This is a genomic window from Nocardioides sp. HB32, assembly GCF_054058995.1.
Map to the genome: position 1 here is coordinate 3,636,162 of NZ_JBSSBS010000001.1, position 17,543 is coordinate 3,653,704.

A 17,543-nucleotide genomic window follows, 5' to 3' on the forward strand; every position below is an offset into this window, starting at 1 on the left:
GACACCCTAGGGTCTCGCTGTATGACGACCGAGCACCCCTCGATCGGCCGCTTCCGCGAGGACCACTCCGCCCGCGGTGGCGCCGGGGAGATCGTGGTCCTGCCCGACGCCGTGCACACCGCGGCCCTGGCCGCGGAGGCGCTCGGCTGCGAGGTCGGCGCGATCGCGAACAGCCTGCTGTTCGACGCGGACGGCGGACCGGTCCTGGTCCTGACCTCCGGCGCGCACCGCGTCGACACCGGCAAGGTCGCGGCGCTCATCGGGGTGGGGAGGCTCAGCCGCGCGACGCCAGAGTTCGTGCGTGCGCACACCGGCCAGGTGATCGGCGGTGTCTCCCCCATCGCCCACCCGGCGCCGGTCCCGACGTACCTCGACTCCTGGCTGCGCCGCTATCCCGTGGTCTGGGCCGCCGCCGGCCACCCCTCCGCCGTGTTCTCGACGACCTTCGACGAGCTCGCCGCGATGACGGGCGCGACCGAGATCGAGGTCGAGTGATGGAGATCTGGCTCAACCCGGCCTGCTCGAAGTGCCGCACCGCGGTCTCGGAGCTCGACGCCGCCGGGGTCGAGTACACCGTGCGCCGTTACCTCGACGACCCGCCGACCGCCGCCGAGCTCGGCGAGGTCGTGGCCCGGCTGGGGCTCCAGCCCTGGGACGTGGCCCGGGACAAGGAGGCCCGCCAGGAGGGCATCGACCTGCCGAAGGACGCCGCCCACCGCGACGACTGGCTGGCCGCGCTGGCCGCACACCCGCGGGCGATCCAGCGGCCGATCATCACCGCTGCCGACGGCACCACCGTCGTGGGACGCGACGAGGACTCGCTGCGGCGGGTGCTCGATGCGGAGGGCTGAGCTCCGCGATCGACTGGCCGAGCTGTACGCCGGCCGCCCGGTCGTCCTCGGCCCCGGACCGGTGGCCGCCTGGGCGCCCTGGGTCGAGCGCCTGGGCCGGCTCGGCTGCCCGACGCTGGCGCTCGACCTGCCGGCACCCGCGACCGTGCTGGCCACCGACGGCGCCCGGCTGCACGACCGGCTGCTGCGCGACCTGCCACCCGGGACGGTGGCGGCGGTGGAGCGCTTCGACCCCGACCGGCGCGGGGTGTTCCGCACCTCTCCGTTCGTCACCAGCGACGAGCCGGTCCTCGGCCGCCCGGTGACGGGCGGCCGGCCGCGCGCGTTCCTGGCCCTCGAGGACAAGCTGCGCGCCGACGCGATCTGGGCCGCCGCCGGGGTCGACGCCGCGCCGTACCGGATCGTGCCGCTGCAGGAGGACGCGCTCGCGGAGGCCACCCGGGAGGTCGCCGGTCCGCTGGGCGCGGTGTGGTCGGGCGACGGCTTCACCGGCGGCGGCGACTACGTGCGCTGGGTGCTCGACCGCGACGACCGGGTCCGCGCCCGCGCGTTCTTCGCGCCGCGGTGCGAGCGCGTGCGGGTGATGCGGTTCCTCGACGGGGTGCCGTGCTCGATCCACGGCTTCGTGCTGCCCGACGGCACCGCCGTGCTGCGCCCCGTGGAGATCGCGGTGCTGCGCGACCGCGCCGCGCGGACGTTCGAGTACGCCGGCGTCGGCTCAGGCTGGGACCCGCCACCCGCCGACCGGGAGCACCTGCGGGACGTCGCCCGCCGGGTGGGCGAGCACCTGCGCGCCGAGCACGGGTTCCGCGGCGCGTTCGGCGTCGACGGCGTGCTCACCGCCGACGGCTTCCGGCCCACCGAGCTCAACCCCCGGATGTCGGCCGGGTGCACCCTCCTGACCGGCGTCGACCCCGACTTCTTCCAGCTGCTCCAGGCCAACCTGCTCATGGGTATCGACGCCGGCGTCACGGTGCCGGACGTCGAGGGCTTCCTTCCGGACATGGACGCCGAGCGGCGCAGCAGCACCGACCGGCTGCTCCGACCCGGCGACCGGCTCGCGGTGTCGGCCGGGCACCTCGAGGCCGCTCCCGACCTCAAGCCCTAGAGTCACGGCCCATGCGGGTCGTGGTGGTCGGTGGGGGCTTCGGCGGCCTCGCCGCCGCGGTGCGGCTCGCCAAGCTCGGTCACGCCGTGACCGTCGTCGAGCGCGCACCGACCGTCGGCGGCGCGCTCTCCGAGGTCACCGAGGACGGCTTCAGCTGGGACGCCGGGCCGACGTACACCCTGCTGCCCGCCGTGGTGCGCGACCTGTTCCGCAAGTCCGGCCGCCCGGTCGAGCGCGAGCTCGAGCTGGTCCCGCTGGACCTGGTCCGCGAGCACCGCTTCGAGGACGGCTCGTCGGTCCGCGTCGAGACCGGGCGCGCGGCCCAGCTCGCGGCCTTCGAGGAGCTCGGCTCCGGCCTGGGCCGGCGCTGGGTGGACTACGTGGAGTCGTACGCCGACGACTGGGACGTGCTGCGCCGCACCTACCTGGAGAACCCGTGGGACCCGGCCGCCCCCTCGCGGCTCCTCGACGGCCGGGAGATGCTGCACAAGCGCCTGAAGAAGGCGTTCAAGGACGAGCGCCTGCGGCTGGTCGCCGGCCACCCGTTCGTCGCCGAGGGGCACGAGCTGCGCAACGTGCCGGCCTGGCTGGGCGTCACGGCGTACGTCGAGCAGCGCTTCGGCGCATGGACCGTCGAGGGGGGCATGCACCGGCTCGGTGCCGCGCTGGCTGACCGGCTCGCGACCCGTGGCGTGACCACGGTGACGGGCACCGAGGCGCGTGACCTCGTGGTCCGCGAGGGCCGGGTGACCGCGGTGCGCACGGCCACCGGCGACCTCGACGCGGACGCCGTCGTGTGCGCGATCGACCCGCGAGGCCTGCCGACGCTCGCGCCGTACGTCGAGCGCACGATGCCCGCCATCCCGCCGGTCGTCGTGCACGTCGGGCTGTCCGGTGAGACGCCCGACCTCCCCCACGAGCTCGTCCTGCACGGCGATCCGATGCTGGTCGTCCGCCGGAGCGGCGACGCGCTCACCGTGCACGGACGCGGCCGGCTCTCCGAGGACATCCTGCGCGCACTGGCGCGGCACCGGATCGACGTGCGCGCCCAGGTCGCGGCCCGGGTGGACCGCAGTCCACGCGACCAGGTCGAGCTCTGGGGCAGCTCGCCGATGGGCGTGCGCTGGCAGGGGCGCGGGACCGTCCGCCGGCGGCTCGGGCCGCGCACGCCGGTCGCCGGCGTGTACGCCGCCGGGGCGCACGCCACCCCCGGGGCCGGCATCCCCTTCGTCGGGCTGTCCGCGGCGCTCGTGGCGGCGGAGATCGGCCCTGCCTGACCGGCGATCAGACCGACATGTTCAGCGCGGCGAAGATCTCGCGCGTCGCCTTGGACCGGTTCAACGTGTAGAAGTGCAGGCCGGGCGCGCCACCCGCCAGCAGTTCGTCGCAGAGCTCGGCGGCGAGCTCGATGCCCGCGGCGCGCATGGACGCCGGGTCGCCGTCGTGGGCGGCGATCCGGGCGACCACCGGGGCCGGCACCTCGGTGCCGATCAGCTCGCCCTGGCGGCGGATGTTGGCCAGGTTCAGGATCGGCATGATCCCCGGCAGGATCGGCAGGTCGACGCCACGTGCCCGCACCCGGTCGACCAGCCCGAAGTAGTCCTCCGCCCGGAAGAACATCTGGGTGACCGCGAACTCGGCACCCGCGCGCGCCTTGGCCACGAGCACGTCCGCGTCGTGGTCGAGCGACTCCGCCGACGGGTGCCCCTCCGGGAACGCCGCGACGCCGATGCTGAACTCACCGCGCTCGCGGACCAGCTCGACCAGCTCCCGTGCGTAGGTGAAGCCGCCCTCGGTCGGGGTCCACGGCGCGCGCGGGCCCTCCTCCGGGTCGCCACGGAGCACCATCACGTTGCCGATGCCGGCCGCGGCGTACGCGTCGAGGATGCCCTCGAGCTCGGCCCGGGTGTGGCCGACGCAGGTCAGGTGGGCCATCGCGGTCAGCGACGTCTCGGCGGCGATCCGGCCCGTCACCCGCACCGTGGTGTCCCGGGTGGAGCCGCCGGCGCCGTACGTCACGGAGACGAAGGTGGGGGCGTACGGCTCGAGGTCGCGGATCGCCTGCCAGAGCTGCTCCTCGCCGGCGGCGTCACGCGGCGGGAAGAACTCGAACGAGAACGACCGCTCGCCGTCCCGGACCAGGTCACCGATCCGCCGAGTCTGCCCGTGCACCATGCGCAACAGTCTAGGGACGGGGCCGCGTCGGGCCCGACGCCGTCCACTGGCTAGTCTCGACGCCGTGACGGGCGAGGACGGCTGCGACACCGCTTGGGACAGCGCCGGGTTCCGCGACCGGGTCCAGTCCGCGCTCGACGCGTTCATCGACGAGCGGGCCACCACCCTCGCGCCGCTCGGCCCCGACGCCGACCGCCTGGTCCGTGAGGCGCACACCTCCGTCGCCGGGGGCAAGCGGTTCCGCGCCGCGTTCTGCTACTGGGGCCACCGCGCCGTCGCGCCGGACGTGGCCGACGAGGACGCCCTGGTCCGCGCCTGCGCCTCGCTTGAGCTCCTGCACGCGAGCGCGCTGGTGCATGACGACTTCATGGACGCCTCCGACACCCGGCGGGGCCGGCCGGCCACGCACCGGCAGTTCGAGGCGGAGCACCGCGGGGCGGGGTGGCGCGGCGACCCCGGGCAGTACGGCGCCGCCGCGGCGATCCTGCTCGGCGACCTGCTGCTCAGCTGGTCCGACGAGCTGCTGCGTCGCTGCGGGCTCCCGTTCGCCCAGGTGGCGCCGGCGCTCGAGGTCTTCGACACGTGCCGCGCCGAGGTGATCGCCGGCCAGTTCCTCGACGTCTCGGTGCAGGCACGTGGCCGCGCCGACGTGGAGGCGGCGATGACGGTGCTGCGCTACAAGTCCGCGAAGTACTCCATCGAGCGGCCGCTGCACATCGGCGCCGCGCTCGCCGGCGCGTCGCCCACCACGATGGCGGAGCTGTCCCGGTTCGGCCTCCCGCTCGGCGAGGCGTTCCAGCTCCGCGACGACCTGCTCGGTGTCTTCGGCGACCCGTCCGCCACCGGCAAGCCGGCCGGGGACGACCTGATCGAGGGCAAGCGCACCGTGCTCGTGGCGCTCGCCCTCGATGCCGCCGGCCCCGCTGACGCCGCGAAGCTCGATGCCGCCCTCGGCACCGACCTCTCCGAGGAGCAGGTGGCCGAGCTGCGCGCGATCATCGACGCCTCCGGCGCGCACGCGCAGGTCGAGGCCGTCATCGAGGAGCTCGCCGGCCATGCGGTCGCCGCGCTCGGCCGGGCCGACCTCGACGAACGCGCCCGCGGCGTGCTGCGCGGTCTGGCGTCGTCAGCGACCCAACGGGTCGTCTGACCGGAGCACCTGGCTAGAGCATCGCCTGGGCGCGGCGCTTGACCTCCGAGCCGCGGTTCTCGCGGAGCGCGTCGATCGGGCGGCCCGGGAGGTCGTCGTCGGTGAAGATCCACGCGATGCACTCGCGGTCGTCGAAGCCGGCGTCGTGCAGGATCGTCAGCAGCCCCCGCAGGCCCTTCACGGGGAGTCCGTCCTGGAAGAAGTCGGCCGGCACCTGCTGGCCGGCGCCGGGCGCGGGCACCGCGGCGGCCAGCTCGTGCTCGCGGATCATCGTGCGGACCTTCGCGACGGTGACGCCCAGCTGCTCAGCGGCCGCGGCCCAGTCGATCCACTCGGGCACGAGGGCGGCGAGATCGGCGTCGGCGAGGCTCGGGTCGTTCATGGGATCAGTCTTGCACCGTCGGCCCGCGCCACGCCGGGGAGGGCTGAGCACGGCGCCACGCCTCCGCGTCCGTACGATTGGGGCACCGGATCCTTCCCCATCCGGCCACAGGAGGGTCGCTGTGACGCCTGACCGGCGCTCGGAGCGGCACGCCCAGAAGGGCGCTGCCGACGCCCCCGTCGACCCCATGACCGGCCGGGTGCTCGACGGTCGCTACCGGATCGGGCCGCGGATCGCTCGCGGCGGGATGGCCAGTGTCTACGAGGCCACCGACATGCGGCTCGACCGCACCGTCGCGGTCAAGGTGATGCACCCCGGGCTCGGCGACGACGAGGAGTTCGCGGCCCGGTTCGTGCGCGAGGCGCGCGCCGCCGCCCGCCTCTCGCACCCGAACGTGGTCGCGGTCTACGACCAGGGTGACGACCACGGAACCGTGTTCCTGGCGATGGAGCTGATCGACGGCATCACGCTGCGTGACGTCATCCGCAAGGAGGCGCCGATGTCGCCGGCTCGGGCGCTGGCGCTGCTGGAGCCGGTCCTCTCGGCCCTCGCCGCCGCGCACCGGGCGGGGCTGATCCACCGCGACGTGAAGCCCGAGAACGTCCTGATCGCCTCCGAGTCCGACTCCGGGGCGATCCGCGTCAAGGTCGCCGACTTCGGCCTGGCCCGCGCGGTCAGCGCCGAGACCCAGCACACCGCGACCGGCGGCGTGCTGATCGGGACCGTCTCCTACCTCGCGCCCGAGCTCGTCGTCGACGGCCGCGCCGACGCGCGCGCGGACGTGTACGCCGCGGGCATCGTGCTGTTCGAGCTGCTCACCGGGGTCAAGCCGCACGACGGCGAGACCCCGATCCAGGTCGCCTACAAGCACGTGCACGAGGACGTCCCCCCGCCCTCGAGCCTCGAGCCCGGCATCCCGGCGTACGTCGACGCGCTCGTCGCCCGCGCCACCGCACGCGACCGCAGCCTGCGGCCCGCAGACGCGGGCGTGCTGCTGCACCAGGTCCACCGGGTCACGCACGCACTCGCCGAGGGCGTGGCCGAGGACCCGGACCTGACCGCGGACCTCACGCCTCTCCTGATGACCGCGGGCCACGAGGACACCGCGGCCGACCCCTTCGACTCCCGCGAGATGGCCACGCTGATGGCGCCGTCGGACCTCGCCGAGGAGCGGACCACGCAGCTGCGCACGTCTCCCCCGGTGCCCCCGCCGCCGGGCCGGGCCTCGGGGCCTCGGCGGCGTCGCCGCGGCCTGCTCGCCACGGTCCTGGCCGTCCTCCTCGTCGCGGGCCTCGGGGTCGGCGCGTGGTGGTTCCTCGACGGGCGCTACACCTCGACCCCCGGGGTTCTCGGCATGACGAAGGCGGCCGCCGAGCACGAGCTCGAGGACGCCGGGCTCACCGCCGAGACCGGCGACCCGGCGTACTCCGAGACGGTCCCCGCGGGGCACGTCGTCGCGACCGACCCGGACCCGGGCGCGAAGGTGCTCGACGGCGGCACCGTCACGCTCACGCTCTCGCTGGGCAAGGAGCGCTACGACGTACCGAAGCTCAAGGGGATGACCGAGGACGAGGCGCAGGACGAGCTCGCCGGCACGCACCTGGCGTACGGGACCTCGACCGGGCGCTGGTCCGACACCGTGCCCGAGGGCCAGGTCATCACCAGCAAGCCCGGCGCGGGTACGACGCTGCGCCCGGACACCGCCGTCGACCTGGTCGTGAGCAAGGGGCCGAAGCCGGTCACGCTCAAGGACTGGGTCGGCAAGGACGCCGACGACGCGCTGGCGTGGCTCGACAGCAGGGGCCTGGACGGCAAGGTGACCAGCTCGGAGTACTCCGACACCGTGGACGACGGCGACGTCATCTCGATGGACCCGACCGCAGGCACCACGCTGCACCGCGGCGACACGGTGCGCCTCGTGGTCTCGAAGGGCCCGGAGCTGGTCGACGTGCCGTCCGTGCGCGGCCAGGGCGTCGACGCGGCGACCCAGACCCTCGAGGGCCTCGGCTTCCACGTCGTGACCCGGGAGGCGTCCGGCTCGCTCGGCCTCGGCTTCGTCTGGTCCCAGGACCCCGAGGGCGGCGCGCGGGTGCCGAAGGGCTCGACGATCACGCTCACCCTGATCTGACCGTCCGCGCCGTGCTCGATAGGTTGACGCGGTGCGCAACCCGATCGGAACCCACGTGCTGGTCGGCAAGGGGCTGGTCGACGGAGCCGTCGCGAACGCCGACCTCGTGGGCTGCGAGACCTTCCAGGTCTTCGTCGGCAACCCACGCGGCTGGGCGCTGAGCGACGGGAAGCCGGCGGAGGACGCGCGGTTCCGCGACCTGATGGCCGAGCGGCGCACGCGCACCTTCATCCACTCGCCGTACCTGGTGAACCTCGGCAGCCCGACGCCGGCGACGTACGAGCGCTCGGTGGCGTCGGTCGCGCACAACCTCAGGCGGGCCGCCGAGATCGGCGCCGAGGGCGTCGTCGTGCACACCGGGTCGTACGTCGGGGACGTGGACGACACCCGCGCGATGAGGCAGGTCCGCGAAGGGCTGCTGCCGATCCTCGACGCGATCGCGGACGACGCCGCGCCGTGGCTGCTGCTGGAGCCGACCGCCGGCCAGGGGCGGTCGCTGTGCGCTGGCGTCGACGACCTCGAGGCGTACCTGGCGGCCCTCGACTTCCACCCCAAGGCCGGGATCTGCCTCGACACCTGCCACGTATTTGCAGCCGGGGCGCCGCTCGACGAGCCCGGCGGCACGACCGCCACCGTCGACCGGGTCGTCGAGATCGGCGGCCCTGGGCGGCTCCGCCTGGTCCACGCCAACGACTCCATGGACGTGCGCGGCGCGTTCCGGGACCGGCACCAGCGGATCGGCGAGGGGCACATCGGCGAGGCGGCGTTCGTCGAGCTGTTCGCGCATCCCGCGACCGAGGGCGTGCCGTTCATCCTCGAGACCCCCGACTCGCGGGACGCCGACACCCGCGACATCCCGCTGCTGAAGAGGCTGCGCGGATGAGCCGCCGTACCTCGCTGCTCGCCACGCTCACCCTGCTGGGCATCACCGCGTGCTGGGGGTCGACCTTCTTCCTCATCCACGACCTGCTGGACCGGATCCCCGCTGTCGACTTCCTCGCGGTGCGGTTCTCGATCGCCGGCGTGCTGCTGCTCGTGGTCGCGCCGAAGGCCGTCCTCCGGCTCTCGCCGCAGGCGCGCCGCCAGGCCGTGGTGCTCGGCGGCCTGTACGGCGTCGCGCAGATCCTCCAGACCCTCGGCCTCGCGCACACCCCGGCGAGCGTGTCCGGCTTCATCACCGGCATGTACGTCGTGGCCACGCCGCTGTTCGCGGCCGTGCTGCTGCACAACCGGATCACCGGGCTGACCTGGGCGGCGGTGCTGCTTGCGTTCGTGGGGCTGGCGGTGCTGACCCTCGACGGGCTCTCGGTCGGGTACGGCGAGGCGCTGACCTTCGTGGCGGCGATGCTCTACGCGCTGCACATCGTCGGGCTCGGCGCCTGGTCGAGCGTCCGGGACGCGCTCGGGATGTCGATCCTCCAGGTTGTCGTGGTCGCGGTGATCTGCCTGGTCGCCAGCGCGCCGCACGGCATCGTGCTGCCCGACAACGGCCGCGACTGGCTGTCGGTGGTCTACATGGCGGTGTTCCCGGCGGCGCTCGCGCTTCTCGGCCAGACCTGGGCGCAGGCGCACCTGTCGGCGACCCGCACCGCGATCGTGATGAGCATGGAGCCGGTGTTCGCGGCCTTCTTCGCAGTGCTCTTCGGCGGGGAGTCGTTCACGGTGCGGATGGTCACCGGCGGCGTCCTGGTGCTGACCGCGATGCTGATCGTGGAGCTCGGGCCGCGCCGCAAGGTCGAGGCCGAGGTCCCCCACATCGCCGTCTGACTACGCTCGTCCGGTGCACGAGCTGACCCGCGACGACGCCCGCCGGGTCGCCGTGCGTGCGCAGCTGCTCGACGCACGTCGGCCGAGCGACCTCCTCGAGGTCGTCCGGCACCTGACCGCGCTTCAGGCAGAGCCGACGAACGCCGTCGCGCCGAGCGCCGACCTGGTGCTGTGGAGCCGGCTCGGCTCGGCGTACGACCCGGCCGACCTCCGCGCCGCGCTCGACGAGCAGGTGCTGGTCGAGCACCAGGGCTTCGTCCGGCCGGTCGAGGACCTGGCCCTGTTCCGCGCCGAGATGGCGGTGTGGCCGGGCACCGGCGAGCTGAAGGACTGGGAGGTCTGGCGGGCCGGGTGGGTCGAGGCGAACGACGGCTGCCGGCGCGAGGTCCTCGAGCTGCTGCGCACCGACGGGCCGCTGCCGACCAGCGCGCTGCCCGACACCTGCGAGGTGCCCTGGCGCTCCAGCGGCTGGAACGACAACCGCAACCTGCCACGGCTGCTGAACCTGATGGTCGAGAGGGGCGAGGTCGTGACGGTCGGCCGGCAGGGCCGCGAGCCGTTGTGGGACCTGGCCGAGCGGGTCTACCCCGACGACCCGGTGCCGGACCTCGAGGAGGCCCGGCGGATCCGGGCGGAGCGTGAGCTGCAGGCGCTCGGCATCGTCCGCCGCGGCGACGCGGGCGAGCCGGCGAAGGTGGACGGCGTGCGCGGGACCTGGCGGGTCGAGCCGTCCCTGCTCGACGCGCAGCTGACGGCCCGGGCGGCACTGCTGTCGCCGTTCGACCGGCTGGTGTTCGACCGCAAGCGGCTGGCGGACCTGTTCGGCTTCGAGTACCAGCTCGAGATGTACAAGCCGGCCGAGAAGCGGCGCTGGGGCTACTACGCCCTCCCCGTCCTGTACGGCGACCGGTTCGTCGGCAAGCTCGACGCCACCGCCGACCGGGCCGAGGGCGAGCTGATCGTGCACGCGCTGCACGAGGACGAGCCCCTCGACGACACCGCGCGCGACGCGGTGCTGGCCGAGGTCGACGACCTGGCCGCCTGGCTCGGTCTCGAGCCGGTGCTTCCCTGAGCCGGGCTAGCGGCGCTGGCCCATCATCACCGTCATGGCCCAGATGACCGCGAGGTCGAAGGCGATGATCGCGAGGGTCCAGAACGGGTAGAACGGCAGGAACGCGAAGTTGGCGAGCGCCGAGAGGACCGCGACGCAGATGCCGGCGACCATCGCCCAGTACTGGCCGAGCAGCACGCAGACACCGATGACGACGGCGGCAGCGCCGATGAGCATGTGGACCCAGCCCCACGCGTTGACGTCGACGTCGAACAGGTAGTTCTGCGTCCGCACGAAGACGTCGTCCTTGGCGGCGGCGGACAGGCCCTCCAGGAACTGGAAGACGCCGAGCGTCGCGAGGATCGTGCCGGCGAAGATGCCGGTGCCTTCGGCCCAGGCACGCTCGCGGGGCGTTGTGTTGTCGACCATGCCCGCACTCTCCGCCGCCCCCGGACGGCGCGGTTCACCCGTACCGGGCGAAACTGCCCTTTGGTCCTAGTACCACCCAAATGCCGGTGGACGGCCGTCCCGCGGCCCTAGCCTGTGCCTCGGTCGACCCCACTGCTCTCGTCCCACGCCCGGTGCCGGCCATCGAGCTCCCGGAGGGTGCTCGGCGTCCTCGCCCGCAGCGCAGCGGTGGACGATGCCACGGGCACCCTCCTGGGCAGCAGCACGGGCGCACTACCCTGACCCGCGGGCCGGAAGGCTCGGAGGAGGGTCGATGGGCACCTGTGCGAGCTGTGGCCACGAGCTCGGGGGCGGCCGGTTCTGCACGAGCTGCGGCCGCCCGGTCGGCGCGCCCCCGCCCCCGCCCTCGACTCCCCCGCCCCCGCAGGCGGGTCAGGTGCCGCAGCCGGCTCCGCGGTACCCGTTGTTCGCCGACGAGTCGGAGCCGACGTACGACGCTCCGCCGCCCTCACCTCCCCGGCGCCGTCGCCGCCCGGTCTGGCCCGCCGCGGTCGCCGCGGCCGCGCTGGTGCTGGCGGTCGCCGTGCTGGCCGGGATCGCCGCGCTGTCCGGTGACGACGACCCCCCGCCGGCCGCGACCCCCGGGAGCACCGGGCACGGACACTCCTCCTCGGCCACGCCGTCCGGCGCCGACCTGGCCACGGGGTCGACGGTCTCCGTCCCGGCCACGGCACCGCCGAACCAGGACGTCACCGGCAGGCCCACGACGTACGACGGCGACAACATGCTCGACGGCGTGCCCGAGACCTGCTGGCGGATGCCCGGCGACGGCACCGGCGAGGAGATCACCGTGACGCTGCCGCAGGAGACACGCCTGCGCCGGGTCGGGTTGATCAACGGGTACGCGAAGACCGCACGGGACGCGCAGGGCAACGAGCTCGACTGGTACCACGGCAACCGCCGCGTGCTCAGCGTCGAGTGGGTCTTCGACGACGGCACGACGGAGCAGCAGGACCTCTCGGACACCCGGGCCGTGCAGTGGCTCGACGTCGACGTCACCACCACGACCGTCGTCCTGCGGCTGGTCACGGTCTCGCCGCCGGGGACGGGTCGGGCGGCCCGCGACTACACCGCGATCAGCGACCTGTCGTTCGTGGCGGGAACCTGACCGCGATCCCACCGCGTCTTAGGGATGTGGACCAGGACGCCGACTTCTCGGAGTACGCCCGCGCGAGATGGGCGTCGCTCGTGCGGGCCGGGGTGGTGCTCGGCTGCACGGTCGATGAGGCCCACGATCTGGCTCAGCCCACGCTGTTGAGGTGCTACACGTCGTGGCGCCGGGTGCAGCGCGCCGACGACCGGGACGCGTACGTCTACAAGGTCCTGCTGAACTGCCACCGCAGCAACCGGCGCCGGATGTGGTGGGGCGAGCGGGCCACCGCGGACGTGCCTGACCTCGCGGGCGACGACCCCACCGCGTCGGTCGACACGACCGACGCCGTGCGGCGGGCGTTGGCCGACCTCGGGCCGGCGTACCGCGAGGTCGTCGTGCTCCGGTACTTCGCGCACCTCTCGGAGAAGCAGACGGCCGCGATCCTCGGGATCGCGACCGGCACCGTGAAGTCGCGGATGTCCCGCGCGGTCGCGCAGCTGTCCCTCAGTCCCCACCTCGTCCCAGGAGCAGAGTGATGACCGATCTCGACCGCCTCCTCCTCGACCTGCCGATTGCTCCGGCTCCTGTGGGCGAGCTCATCGCGACCGGAGGGAGACGCCGCCGTCGCCGCCGCGGCTTGGTCGTCGTGGGCGCGCTGACCGGCGTACTGGTGACCGGCGGGATCGCCGTCGGCTCGCGCCCGGTCGCGGACGACGATCGGGCGGTCCAGCCGGCGGGACCGCTCAGTCCAGTCACGGAGGTCGTCAACCACAACGAGAACGCGTTCGCGAAGGCGGCGTCGGGCCTGGAGCCAACCGCCCGTCCCGTGTGGGACGGCACGACCCGAACGCTGCGCTACCTGAGCTCGTTCTCGTACGGCGGCTGCGGCGCCGACGCGACCACGTCGTACGAGCACGACGCCCTGGTCGTGGAGCTGGTCTCCGACCCGGGGGAACCGGGCCGCGGTTGCACGATGGAGGCCAGCGCGGTCGTCGCGGTGGTTCGAGGACTGGCGGAGCAGCCGCGGACCGTCGTGGTGGTCGACAACGGCGTGCGGTACGCCTGGCCGGCGCTCCGTTAGAGCGCCCCGAGGACCGCTGCGGCCTTCTCGGCATCCTCGCGGGTCACGTCGAGGTGCGTGACCAGGCGCACGGCGGTGGGGCCGACCGTGGAGATCACGACACCCTCGTCGCGGGCCCTCGCCACGAAGTCCGCGGCGTCGGACCGGTGCACGACCACGATGTTGGTGTCGACCGTCGCCGGGTCCACGCCGCAGGCCTCGGCGAGGAGCTTCGCGTGTGCATGGTCGTCGGCCAGCCGCTCGACGTGGTGGTCCAGTGCGTGCAGCCCGGCCGCGGCGAGGATGCCGATCTGGCGCATGCCGCCGCCCATCCGCTTGCGCCACACCCTCGCCTCGGCGATCGCGTCGCGGCTGCCGATCATGAGCGAGCCGACCGGGGCGCCGAGGCCCTTCGAGAGGCAGACGCTCATGACATCCGCGACCGCGCCGTACTCCTCGAACGGCGTGCCGGTCGCGACGTGCGCGTTCCAGATCCGGGCGCCGTCCATGTGCACCCGGACCCCGACACCGGTGGCGTACTCGCGCAGGTCGCGGAGGTCCGCCAGCGGCAGCACCGCGCCGCCCGCGAAGTTGTGGGTGTTCTCGACCGAGATCGCCGCGGTAGGCACGAAGAACGGCCCCATGTCCGGGGCGAAGATCGTCCGGATCGTCGGGAGGTCGACCTGGCCACGCGGGTGGATCCAGGTGCGCATCGTCAGGCCCGTGTACGCGCCGTGCGCACCCAGCTCCGCGCGCGCGATGTGCGCGCTCGCCTCGCAGAGCACCTCCTGGCCGGCGTTCACCACGGACCGTACGGCGAGGACGTTCGCCATCGATCCGGTCGGCGTGAACAGCGCCGCCTCGTGCCCGAACATCCCCGCGACCTTCTCCTCCAGCGCGGCGACCGTCGGGTCCTCGCCGTACACGTCGTCGCCGACCTCGGCGCGCGCCATCGCCGCGCGCATCTCGTCGGTGGGCCGGGTCAGGGTGTCGGAGCGGAGGTCGATCACGGAGCCATCCTGTCAGGCCGACGCGGGCTCCAGATCGAGCCCCTGCTGCCGCACGGGCCACTGGACGACGGCGACCGCGGACAGGACGAGCAGCCCACCGAGGGCCTGTCCTGCGGCCAGGGCCTCCCCGAAGACGATGGCGGCGGCGCCGACCGTGACGACCGGCTCGATGATGGAGAGCAGCGCGGCCAGCGTCGGGCCCACCCGCGCCATGCCCGCGAAGAACAGCAGGATCGCGCCGACGGTGCTGACCAGGGCCAGCGCGCTCAGCCAGCCCCAGGCCGCCCGGCCGAGATCGAGGTCGGGTCCACCGCCGGCGAGCAGGCTCGCCGCGAGGCAGCTGATGAAGGCACCGACGCAGATGAACGCGACCAGCGGCAGGGGCGGGATGTCGGTGACGACCCGGTCGCCGACCAGGATGTAGACGCAGTAGACCAGGGCGGAGCCGAACGACAGTGCGGCCCCGACCGGGTCGAACCCACCCCCGGCGGCGCCACCGAGCACGAGCACGATCCCGGCGAGCGCCAGGACAAGTGCCGCCAGGCGCCGGGCCGAGGACCTCTCGCGACCGATCGCGATCGCCGCGACCATCACGAGCACCGGGTAGACGCAGAACACCAGGGCGACCTGGGACGCGTCGACGCGGGACACGGCGGCGAGGTACAGGCCGGCCTGCAGCGCGTAGCCGAGCCCGCCCATCGCGAGGCCGGTCAGGACCGTGCGGCGGTCCAGCCGGCGCAGCGCGCCCGTCGCCGCCGCGATGACGAGCAGGACCAGGCCCGCCAGCCCGAACCGGACGACGAGGAGCCCGTCGACCGACGCCCCGTCGGCGTACGCCAGCTTCGCGAACACGGCCATCAGGCCGAAGCCGACGGCGGACAAGAGGCAGAAGACGGGACCCACGCCACCATCGTCCGGCCCCCGAAACTTGTGCGTCCAGCGCAATCTTTCGAACGGTATCGTCCCTATGATCGGGACGGTGATGGACCTGCGCCGCCTGCACCTGCTCCGAGAGCTCCGGGAGCTGGGGACGATCCACGCCACCGCGACAGCACTCGGGTACTCCACGAGCGCGGTGTCCCGTCAGCTCGCCGTCCTCGAGCGCGAGGTCGGGGCTGCGGTGCTCGAGAAGGTCGGTCGCAACGTCCGGCTCACCCCGGTCGGCGAGCTCCTCGCGGCGCGCGCCGACGTGCTCCTGGCCGAGGCCGAGGCGGCGGAGGCGGCGGTCGCCGAGGTCACCGCCGGACGGCTGGCCGGTGTGGTCCGCGTGGCCGGGTTCCAGTCCGCCGTGCTCCGCATCGTGGCGCCCGCCGTACGGGCCCTGGCCGTCACGCACCCCGACATCACCGTCGAGGTCACCGAGGCCGAGGTCGAGCAGTCGGTCCCTGCGCTGCGCCTCCAGCACCTCGACCTCCTCATCGGCGACGAGTACGCCGAGCAACCTCGCCCCGTCTACGACGACCTCAACCTCGTCACCCTGCTGCGCGAGCAGATCAACCTCGTGCTCCCCGAGGACCATCCCGCGGCGTCGGGTGCCGAGGTGGCGCTCCGCGACCTGGCCGACACACCCTGGGCCGCGTGCCAGCCCGGGACGGGACACCACCAGATGCACCTGCGGGTCTGTCGCCAGCTCGGCGGCTTCGAGCCGCGCATCCGGCACACCTCGGACGACTTCGTGATCCTGCTCGAGCTGGCGCGGGCCACCGGCTCCGCGGCTCTGCTCCCCGAGCTCATCCACCCCCAGGACGCCCCCGGTGTGGTGGTGCGCGAGCTCGCCCACGGAAGTGTCGAGCGGCACGTCTACGTCCAGACCCGCCGCGGCACCACCCCGACCGTCGCGGCCGTCGTCGACGCGCTCCGGACCGCCAGCGCTGGTGGTTGAGGACGTGTCGGCAGCTTTCCGGTCGCCAGTGGTGGCGACCGAAAGGGCAGCTACGGGAACGGTCGGTGGGTGGTCGTCGCCGGTTGCCGACTTGCGGGTCCGCCGTGCCACCGGGCCTGTGGAAAGCGGCTCGGAATCGTGACCTGTTCGTTACCCAGGGCCCTGTGGAGCAAGGGGTTCGGGGCCTCTCAGTGTCGGTGCTCGATGCTTGAGTAGGACCATGACAGCGATGGCCACACCCCGGCACCGGGTCTCGGTGGCCGTCGCCCACGCCCACGCCGAGATCGATGCGGTCGCGGACGCCTCGGTGTGGTCCATGGAGCCCGCGGAGACCACCGCGACGCTCGTGGAGATCAGCAAGCTCAAGGCGAAGGTCGCCGAGCTGGAGGCCCGGGTCGCCGAGCACGCCGACGACGAAGCCGTGGACGCGTGGGCGCACCGGACCCGGCAGACCAAGCCCGCGGTGCTCGGCCAGGTCAAGCTCGGCCAAGCCCTGGTCACCCGCGGCCAGGTCCGGGACGCGCTGGCGGCCGGTGACCTGGTGGTCGAGCAGGCCGGGGTGATCGTCACCGCGCTCGACCAGCTCCCCGGCGACCTCGACCCGGCCTTGGTGGAGAAGGCCGAGCGGCACCTGGTGGCCGCCGGACGCGAGCACACCGCCCCCACCCTGCGGATCCTGGGCAAGCGACTGATGGACGTGGTCGCCCCCGACCTGGCCGACGCCTACGAGGCCAAGCAGCTCGCCCGCGAAGAGCGCGACGCGCTGCTCGCCACCACCTTCACGATGGTCGACGACGGGCACGGCAAGTGCCACGGGAAGTTCACCGTCCCGTCCTTCCACGGCGCCGCGCTGAAGAAGATGCTGCTCGCGATCGCCGCCCCCAAGCACCGCACCGCCACCGACGGCCCCGCCGCCCCCGCCGCCGCAGTGGTGTGCCGGCCCGGCAGAGAACGCCTGGGGCGGGCGTTCTGCGAGCTCCTCGAGCGCTACCCCGCCCACCAGCTCCCCCAGACCGGCGGCGTCTCCGCCACCGTCGTGGTCACCATGACCCTCGACAGCCTGCTCGGGAAGCTCGAGCAGGCCGCACTCCTGGACACCGGGGAGCGGATCTCAGCTTCGACGGCCCGCCGGCTGGCCTGCGAGGCCGGCCTGATCCCCGCCGTGCTCGGCGGACCCTCCGAGGTCCTCGACCTCGGCCGCACCCGCCGCTTCCACACCAAGGCCCAACGGACCGCGATCGGGATCCGGGACCAGCACTGCACCGAACCCGGCTGCGATTGGCCACCGGCGATGTGCCACGTCCATCACGACATCCCGTGGAGCCGAGGCGGACCCACCGACGTCGAGCACGGCAGACTGCTCTGCCCCCGCCACCACGCCCGCTACCACCGACGGACGTGAGCCGGCGCTAGCCTCG

The 17,543-nt window shown here is 73.7% G+C and carries 19 protein-coding genes; 14 read left to right on the top strand and 5 right to left on the bottom strand.

Going from position 1 to position 17,543, the window contains the following annotated elements:
- Positions 1-21 precede the first annotated feature (21 nt).
- From ACVW2K_RS18245 to ACVW2K_RS18260, 4 genes are read left to right on the top strand one after another with little or no spacing between them, the layout of a single operon-like run.
- On the top strand, positions 22-495 hold the full coding sequence (locus ACVW2K_RS18245; RefSeq protein ID WP_457203481.1) for a YbaK/EbsC family protein: 474 nt from the start codon (positions 22-24) through the stop codon (positions 493-495).
- A complete protein-coding gene (locus tag ACVW2K_RS18250) occupies positions 495-851 on the top strand; it encodes an ArsC/Spx/MgsR family protein (protein WP_457203482.1) in 357 nt (118 codons plus the stop codon). The genes ACVW2K_RS18245 and ACVW2K_RS18250 overlap by 1 nt, the downstream gene beginning before the upstream one ends.
- Entirely contained in the window at positions 838-1,959 is a 1,122-nt protein-coding gene (locus tag ACVW2K_RS18255) for a hypothetical protein (protein WP_457203483.1), read from the top strand. The genes ACVW2K_RS18250 and ACVW2K_RS18255 overlap by 14 nt, the downstream gene beginning before the upstream one ends.
- A gap of 11 nt (positions 1,960-1,970) precedes the next feature.
- A complete protein-coding gene (locus ACVW2K_RS18260; RefSeq protein ID WP_457203484.1) occupies positions 1,971-3,236 on the top strand; it encodes a phytoene desaturase family protein in 1,266 nt (421 codons plus the stop codon).
- Between the two features lie 7 nt (positions 3,237-3,243).
- Here the strand turns inward: ACVW2K_RS18260 and metF are convergent, their stop codons facing one another.
- On the bottom strand, positions 3,244-4,134 hold the full coding sequence (gene metF, locus ACVW2K_RS18265; protein WP_457203485.1) for a methylenetetrahydrofolate reductase [NAD(P)H]: 891 nt from the start codon (positions 4,132-4,134) through the stop codon (positions 3,244-3,246).
- Positions 4,135-4,198: 64 nt separating this feature from the next.
- Here metF and ACVW2K_RS18270 point away from each other — a divergent pair, with 64 nt between their 5' ends.
- A complete protein-coding gene (locus tag ACVW2K_RS18270) occupies positions 4,199-5,284 on the top strand; it encodes a polyprenyl synthetase family protein (RefSeq protein ID WP_028635960.1) in 1,086 nt (361 codons plus the stop codon).
- Positions 5,285-5,297: 13 nt separating this feature from the next.
- On the opposite strand, the gene ACVW2K_RS18275 is transcribed toward ACVW2K_RS18270, so the two are convergent.
- A complete protein-coding gene (locus tag ACVW2K_RS18275) occupies positions 5,298-5,666 on the bottom strand; it encodes an Rv2175c family DNA-binding protein (RefSeq protein WP_028635961.1) in 369 nt (122 codons plus the stop codon).
- Positions 5,667-5,787: 121 nt separating this feature from the next.
- On the opposite strand from ACVW2K_RS18275, the gene pknB reads away from it, so the two are divergent.
- Genes pknB through ACVW2K_RS18295 form a run of 4 tightly spaced genes read left to right on the top strand, consistent with a single transcriptional unit; the run spans position 5,788 to position 10,633 of the window.
- A complete protein-coding gene (gene pknB, locus ACVW2K_RS18280) occupies positions 5,788-7,794 on the top strand; it encodes a Stk1 family PASTA domain-containing Ser/Thr kinase (protein ID WP_457203486.1) in 2,007 nt (668 codons plus the stop codon).
- 31 nt (positions 7,795-7,825) lie between these two features.
- On the top strand, positions 7,826-8,677 hold the full coding sequence (locus tag ACVW2K_RS18285) for a deoxyribonuclease IV (RefSeq protein WP_028635963.1): 852 nt from the start codon (positions 7,826-7,828) through the stop codon (positions 8,675-8,677).
- On the top strand, positions 8,674-9,561 hold the full coding sequence (locus ACVW2K_RS18290) for a DMT family transporter (RefSeq protein ID WP_457203487.1): 888 nt from the start codon (positions 8,674-8,676) through the stop codon (positions 9,559-9,561). The genes ACVW2K_RS18285 and ACVW2K_RS18290 overlap by 4 nt, the downstream gene beginning before the upstream one ends.
- 13 nt (positions 9,562-9,574) lie before the next feature.
- Positions 9,575-10,633, top strand: a complete 1,059-nt coding sequence (locus ACVW2K_RS18295; protein WP_457203488.1) for a DNA glycosylase AlkZ-like family protein — start codon at positions 9,575-9,577, stop codon at positions 10,631-10,633.
- A gap of 6 nt (positions 10,634-10,639) precedes the next feature.
- Here ACVW2K_RS18295 and ACVW2K_RS18300 read toward each other — a convergent pair whose 3' ends face one another.
- The gene (locus tag ACVW2K_RS18300; protein WP_036569223.1) at positions 10,640-11,041 is read right to left on the bottom strand and encodes a DUF7144 family membrane protein; all 402 of its coding nucleotides are present in this window, start codon (positions 11,039-11,041) and stop codon (positions 10,640-10,642) included.
- 415 nt (positions 11,042-11,456) lie between these two features.
- On the opposite strand from ACVW2K_RS18300, the gene ACVW2K_RS18305 reads away from it, so the two are divergent.
- The 3 genes from ACVW2K_RS18305 to ACVW2K_RS18315 are packed head-to-tail and all read left to right on the top strand — an operon-like array spanning position 11,457 to position 13,254.
- Positions 11,457-12,188 carry an NADase-type glycan-binding domain-containing protein gene (locus tag ACVW2K_RS18305; RefSeq protein ID WP_457203489.1) on the top strand — a complete coding sequence of 244 codons (732 nt, stop codon included), beginning with the start codon at positions 11,457-11,459 and terminating at the stop codon, positions 12,186-12,188.
- 26 nt (positions 12,189-12,214) lie between these two features.
- Entirely contained in the window at positions 12,215-12,709 is a 495-nt protein-coding gene (locus ACVW2K_RS18310) for a SigE family RNA polymerase sigma factor (RefSeq protein ID WP_457203490.1), read from the top strand.
- Complete coding sequence (locus tag ACVW2K_RS18315; RefSeq protein WP_457203491.1) at positions 12,709-13,254, top strand: hypothetical protein; 546 nt, start codon at positions 12,709-12,711, stop codon at positions 13,252-13,254. The genes ACVW2K_RS18310 and ACVW2K_RS18315 overlap by 1 nt, the downstream gene beginning before the upstream one ends.
- On the opposite strand, the gene ACVW2K_RS18320 is transcribed toward ACVW2K_RS18315, so the two are convergent.
- Positions 13,251-14,243, bottom strand: a complete 993-nt coding sequence (locus ACVW2K_RS18320) for a threonine aldolase family protein (RefSeq protein ID WP_457203492.1) — start codon at positions 14,241-14,243, stop codon at positions 13,251-13,253. The two genes, ACVW2K_RS18315 and ACVW2K_RS18320, sit on opposite strands and share 4 nt — an antisense overlap.
- A gap of 12 nt (positions 14,244-14,255) precedes the next feature.
- A complete protein-coding gene (locus tag ACVW2K_RS18325; RefSeq protein ID WP_457203493.1) occupies positions 14,256-15,146 on the bottom strand; it encodes a DMT family transporter in 891 nt (296 codons plus the stop codon).
- 79 nt (positions 15,147-15,225) lie between these two features.
- Between ACVW2K_RS18325 and ACVW2K_RS18330 the strand changes: the two genes are divergently transcribed.
- Complete coding sequence (locus tag ACVW2K_RS18330) at positions 15,226-16,125, top strand: LysR family transcriptional regulator (RefSeq protein WP_457203494.1); 900 nt, start codon at positions 15,226-15,228, stop codon at positions 16,123-16,125.
- Between the two features lie 229 nt (positions 16,126-16,354).
- Complete coding sequence (locus ACVW2K_RS18335) at positions 16,355-17,527, top strand: DUF222 domain-containing protein (RefSeq protein ID WP_457203495.1); 1,173 nt, start codon at positions 16,355-16,357, stop codon at positions 17,525-17,527.
- Positions 17,528-17,543 lie beyond the last annotated feature (16 nt).